Source organism: uncultured Microbacterium sp. (genome assembly GCF_963521695.1).
GTDB lineage: Bacteria > Actinomycetota > Actinomycetes > Actinomycetales > Microbacteriaceae > Microbacterium.
Genome location: NZ_CAUQWC010000236.1, coordinates 1 through 5037 on the forward strand (window position 1 = coordinate 1; position 5037 = coordinate 5037).

The 5037-nt window shown below is 67.7% G+C and carries 6 protein-coding genes; all 6 read left to right on the top strand.

Annotated elements, in window-relative coordinates; all coding sequences use genetic code 11:
• A partial coding sequence (locus tag RWP81_RS14145) for a hypothetical protein (protein WP_314457139.1) occupies window positions 1–545 on the top strand: 545 nt, incomplete at its 5' end.
• 120 nt (window positions 546–665) lie between these two features.
• Complete coding sequence (locus tag RWP81_RS14150) at window positions 666–1154, top strand: hypothetical protein (RefSeq protein ID WP_314457141.1); 489 nt, start codon at window positions 666–668, stop codon at window positions 1152–1154.
• Window positions 1155–1203: 49 nt separating this feature from the next.
• Entirely contained in the window at window positions 1204–2121 is a 918-nt protein-coding gene (locus tag RWP81_RS14155) for an SMP-30/gluconolactonase/LRE family protein (RefSeq protein ID WP_314457143.1), read from the top strand.
• A 526-nt stretch (window positions 2122–2647) separates the two neighbouring features.
• Window positions 2648–3805: a hypothetical protein gene (locus RWP81_RS14160; RefSeq protein ID WP_314457145.1), complete on the top strand. Its 1158-nt coding sequence runs from the start codon at window positions 2648–2650 to the stop codon at window positions 3803–3805.
• 347 nt (window positions 3806–4152) lie between these two features.
• On the top strand, window positions 4153–4404 hold the full coding sequence (locus tag RWP81_RS14165; protein ID WP_314457147.1) for a hypothetical protein: 252 nt from the start codon (window positions 4153–4155) through the stop codon (window positions 4402–4404).
• A gap of 131 nt (window positions 4405–4535) precedes the next feature.
• A partial coding sequence (locus RWP81_RS14170) for an SUMF1/EgtB/PvdO family nonheme iron enzyme (protein WP_314457149.1) occupies window positions 4536–5037 on the top strand: 502 nt, incomplete at its 3' end.

Below are 5037 nucleotides of genomic sequence, written 5' to 3' on the forward strand. Positions count from 1 at the left end.
TCGCCCTCGCCGGCGCTCTCCTCGTGGCGACCCCCGTGGTCGCCCAGGCGTACGGCCCCACCGCTCCCGGTTCGCAGACCATCACGGTCACGGAAGACGGCTCGTACGGCTTCGCCGGATACGAAGCCGGCTCGCAGGTCACCTTCACCCTTGTGGGCGTGGGCGTGACCGGCGCCAACATCGCCACCGCGGGTCAGCAGGTGACCGCCGCCTCGGTCACCAAGACCGCTGACGCGTCCGGATCCGCCGCGGCCGACGTCACCCTTCCCGACCCGCAGGTGGGCTCGTACAGCCTCACCGCCTCGGGCCCTCTCGCGTCCGGCGGCGGTGCGTCCGGCGGCGGCGCATCGGTCGGCGGCGGCACGAGCGGCGGCGGCACGTCGAACGCCGGGGGCACCTCCGGCGGAAGCGACTCGCTGGCTGTGACGGGTATGGACGCGAACTCGCTCCTCGGCTTCTGGGTCGGCGGTGGCGCCCTCGTCCTCGCCGGCGCGACTGTGGCCGTCGCCGCGACGGCACGCCGCAACCGCCGCAGCAAGGCCTGACGCCTCACGCGTTCCCGAAGGGCGTCGCCGACGAGAGTCGGCGGCGCCCTTCGGCGTTGTTCCGGGCGGCCCGTCCGTCAACCCTCCGTCCGTGAGGCTTCTCGCAGATTGACTCGTCGCATGGATACGACCACCACTGCACCTCTCGACGGCGACGGCCTCGACGCTGACACTCCCCGGACGCTGCCCTTCGTGCACATGTGGACCGGGCTCGACGGGAGGAGCCGCCTCGACAAGTCGATCATGCGCGGCTTCGGCCAGCAGAGCGTCGGAGGCGGGGCCGACCCGCAGTGGATGCGTCCTTTCCCGGGCGAGGTGGCCGCGGTGCTCTTCGCCGTGCTCCCCGTCGGCTGGGTCGGGGACTGGCATCCATCTCCCCGTCCGCAGTGGGTCATTCCGCTGCGCGGGCGCTGGTTCCTCGCGACGCAGGATGGCGCGCGGGTGGAGATGGGTCCCGGAGACATCCATTTCGGACAGGACGTCGACACCGCCGAGATCGACGGCGACCGCGGACATCTCTCGGGCACCGTGGGCGACGAACCCTGCTGGCAGATGCTCGTGCAGTTCGCCTCCTCCCCCGGCGCCCCGACACCGCACCCGTTCGGCTGAGCACGTCAACCCGCTCTCCGCTCCGATGCCGACCGGATTGACTGGTCGCATGCCCCTCCCCCTCGACGGTCAGATCCTGCAGCACCCGCGATCCCCCGAGCAGGTCGAGATCTCCCCTCCCCGCGTGTGGGACGAACGCCTCGCTACTGTCCTGCCCCCGTCATCGCGTCTGTTGTCGCTCTACGCCGACGCCACGTGGGCCGAAGGCCCCGTGTGGTGGCCGGAGGAGCGTTCCCTGGTCTTCAGCGACGTGATCGGCCGTCGCACGCTCGCCTGGCGCGAAGACGGCAGCATCGTCACGGTGCGCGACAGGTCGAACTTCGCCAACGGCAACACCATGGATGCCGAGGGCCGCCTCGTCCAAGCCGAGCATGGCCGTCGGGGCGTCAGCCGTACCGACGCCGACGGCACCGTGCTGCTCGTCGACTCCTTCGAGGGCGAGCCGCTCAACTCGCCCAACGACCTGGTCGTGGCATCCGACGGGGCGATCTGGTTCACCGACCCCACCTACGGCATCTGCGACCCGCGCGAGGGGTATCCCGCCGACCCCGTCCTCCCGCACCAGAGCGTCTACCGCTGGCGCGAGGGCGAGAGCCTGCAGCGCATGATCGACCTCGACCAACCCAACGGTCTGGCCTTCAGCCGCGACGAGCGCACGCTCTACGTCGCCGAGTCCAACGCCGCGGGACTCCCCCGCGTCGTCGCCTGCAGCTGGGACGGCACGGCGCTCGGCACCCCGCGCACCTTCGCCACAGTGGATGCCGGAATCCCCGACGGCTTCGTCGTCGACAGCCGGGACTGGCTCTGGATCTCGAGCGAGGCGGGGGTCGTCATCGTCGACGAGACGGGGCAGCGCCTGGGAGTCGTACCCACCCCGCACGTCGTGAGCAACTGCACCTTCGACGCCGACGAGAAACGCCTGTTCATCACCGGGGACAGCGACCTGTGGATGGTGCAGCTGGCGTAGGGCGCGAAGCGGAGAGCGCCAGCTGGGAAATACATCTGGCCATCCGCCGTCACTCGCCCACTGCGCCTTGGTCTATCGAGCGCTCACGACACCCCGGTGAAACAACAGAACGTTGAGGCGAACGAGAGACCTCTCGATCTCAGAACAGGCAATCGCGACACATTCATCGAGCACGTCCGGCCCGATCACCGTCGAAAGTATTGGTGTCCGACACGCGGGAGAAACGTGATCGTGGGAGGATTCCCTCGTGGCAACTACGAGACCGCTCACAGCCGGCGGAATGCTGCCCGCACCCCTCCTCGGCACCGTGACCGCGCTCGTGCTGTGCATCATCGTGCCACTCGTCGTGGTCGGCACGACAAGTGCGTCGACCGGCTCGTCCGTGTGGATCCCGGCGCTGATCTCCACGATCATCGCGGGGGCCCGATTCGTATGGATCGTCGGGTCTCGCGAACGGCACCCGTTCGAGATGACGACGTGGCTGTTCTTCTACGTCTTCGGCGGACTCGCCCCGCTCGTGCAGCGGATGACCGATGTCGACCCCTCGACGACCCCGAACGTGGACCATTCATTCGACAGCACCGCCTTCGGGATCATCATCGCCACCGAGGTAGCGCTCATCCTCGGCAGCGCGATGGGGAAGCCCCGCGCCGATCTTCTGGAGCAGCATCCGCGCCGGGTGGTCGACCCGCGACGCACGGCAGTCGTCAGCTTCTTTCTGATCCTGCTCGCTCTCGGCTACATCGCCGCTATCGGATTCACCACCTTGTTCACGAACCGCACCGATCGAGGCGCAGCACTCTCCGGAGCACTGTCGGACGACGCTTCCCGCACGATTCTTTCAGCCCTGGTCACGCTGGGGCTTCTCGTCACCGTCGTAGCGCAGTTGCAGGTGCGCCGTGAACAGAAGGCGCGCGGAGACAAGAAACCATTCATTCTGATCTCCATCTCGATGATCCTGCTGCTCGTCATCGTCAACCCGGTCGGCTCACCACGGTTCCTCTTGATGACCGTGGCGCTGGCGCTGATCGCCGCGCTGGGGGCGTTCAGCCGAATGCGCATCTACCGCATCATCTCGTTGACGGGGATCGCGGCGCTCGTCGTATTGCTGCCCATTCTCGACTCGTTCCGTAGGAGCACGACGACCATCCGGTCGGCCGGGTCCCTGGACTCGTTGACGGGTGGTGACTTCGATGCTTTCGCGCAGACCATCAACACCGCGTGGTGGGTTGAGATGAACGGGCTAGCCAACGGCAACCAATTCTTGGGAGTCCTCCTCTTCTGGGTGCCACGGTCGATCTGGCCAGGAAAGCCCGTCGATACAGGCATTTTGCTCGGCGAGGCGAAGGGGTACGGGTTCACGAACCTCTCGGCACCGCTCCCGGCCGAGTTGTACATCAACGCTGGATGGGTCGGTGTCATCGTCGGAGCGATCCTCCTCGGCTTCGGGATGCGCAGATGGGATGCCCGCAGCGAGCAACGCATTCAGATCGACGGCGTACCCACCGTGCTCGGCTGCGTCATTCCGTTCTACATGGTGATGTTGCTGCGAGGTTCGCTTTTGCAAGCGGCGGCGAATCTCGCCGTCATCCTCCTCGCCTGGTTCTTCGTGACGCGGGCAACGGGGAGCGAGCATCCTCCGTCCCGGCAGGTCGTGGACCGGGCGACAGCAGCGAGGCGCTGAAGGTCGCTCTGAGGCTCGTTCGCCGCCTCCCCGGCGGGAGACCGTGCGCCCTCTGACGGCAGACCCCGTCCCGCGTCTTGTCGCCGGCCGGACGGCACCGCGTTCGGCGTTTCAGCGCACCCTGAACACGGAGATGCTGGCACTCCCGACCGTTCTGCTATCCGCACGGGATCTCCGGCATCGCCATCGACGCAGTGTTCTCTCAAGGAACGCGACGTAACCGCAAGATCCCCCCAGGACTTGCTCAAGCCGCTCCTCCCCCGCGTAACCGGCCCGTAACGTCGATCACGGGGCCCGCTCCGTCACGGACATCGCGGGGCGTCGGGCCGGGTAGCGAGGAGAGCCACATGAAGAACGTGCTGATGCGCGTGCGAGACGCCGTGACCACGTCTGTGTTCGGCAGTCCCGTCGTCTGCTGCGAGACCTGTGGAGAGACCCTCCGACCCAGCCGCGCCGTATGGCGCGGGCAGAGGTCGTACTGCTCTGCCGCCCACGAGTACGCCGACCTCGACACCGAGGACCTGTCTTCACCCGTCTTCGCGGCGCGGGCGACAGAAGACGCGGGCACGCGTTCCATGGCGGACCTCGTCCGTTCCTGACGACTACACGAAAAGCCGCGGATGTCACCCTGGGCATTTCCGCCGGCACTATGCGTCACCCTTAGTCATCGAGTCTTCGCGGGGCCCCACGCCGCCGGCGGAACTCCCTGACCGGTGAGTGGTGAGCAACGTTGACTGACGTCGAAATGGCGACGATCCCCGCGGGCCGCGTGCTGCGGGGAGATCTGCGCGGGACGGAGCGTCGGGAGATCGTCGTCGAGGCGTTCGAGATCGGCGTCTACCCCGTCACCGAGGAACAGGTGGCCGAACTACTCGGCATCCCTTCCCGACACCCCAGACGCCCCGCTGTCAACGTGAGTTGGCTGCGCGCCATCCGCCTCTGCAACGCGCTGAGCGAGTGGGAGGGGCTCGACCCGGTGTACTCCTTCGACGGCGAGGTCGTTGACGGGGATGCCGAGGCCGATGGCTTCCGCCTGCCCACCGACGACGAGTGGGAGTACGCGTGCCGCGCGGGCTCGGTCTCCGCGGCGTACGGACCGGTGCGCGACGTGGCGTGGACGGCTGCCGATGGGGTGGGTCACCCGTCGGAGGTCGGCGCGCGACTGCCCAACCTCCACGGTCTGTTCGACACGCTCGGCAACGTCTGGGAATGGTGCATGGACGCCTACGACC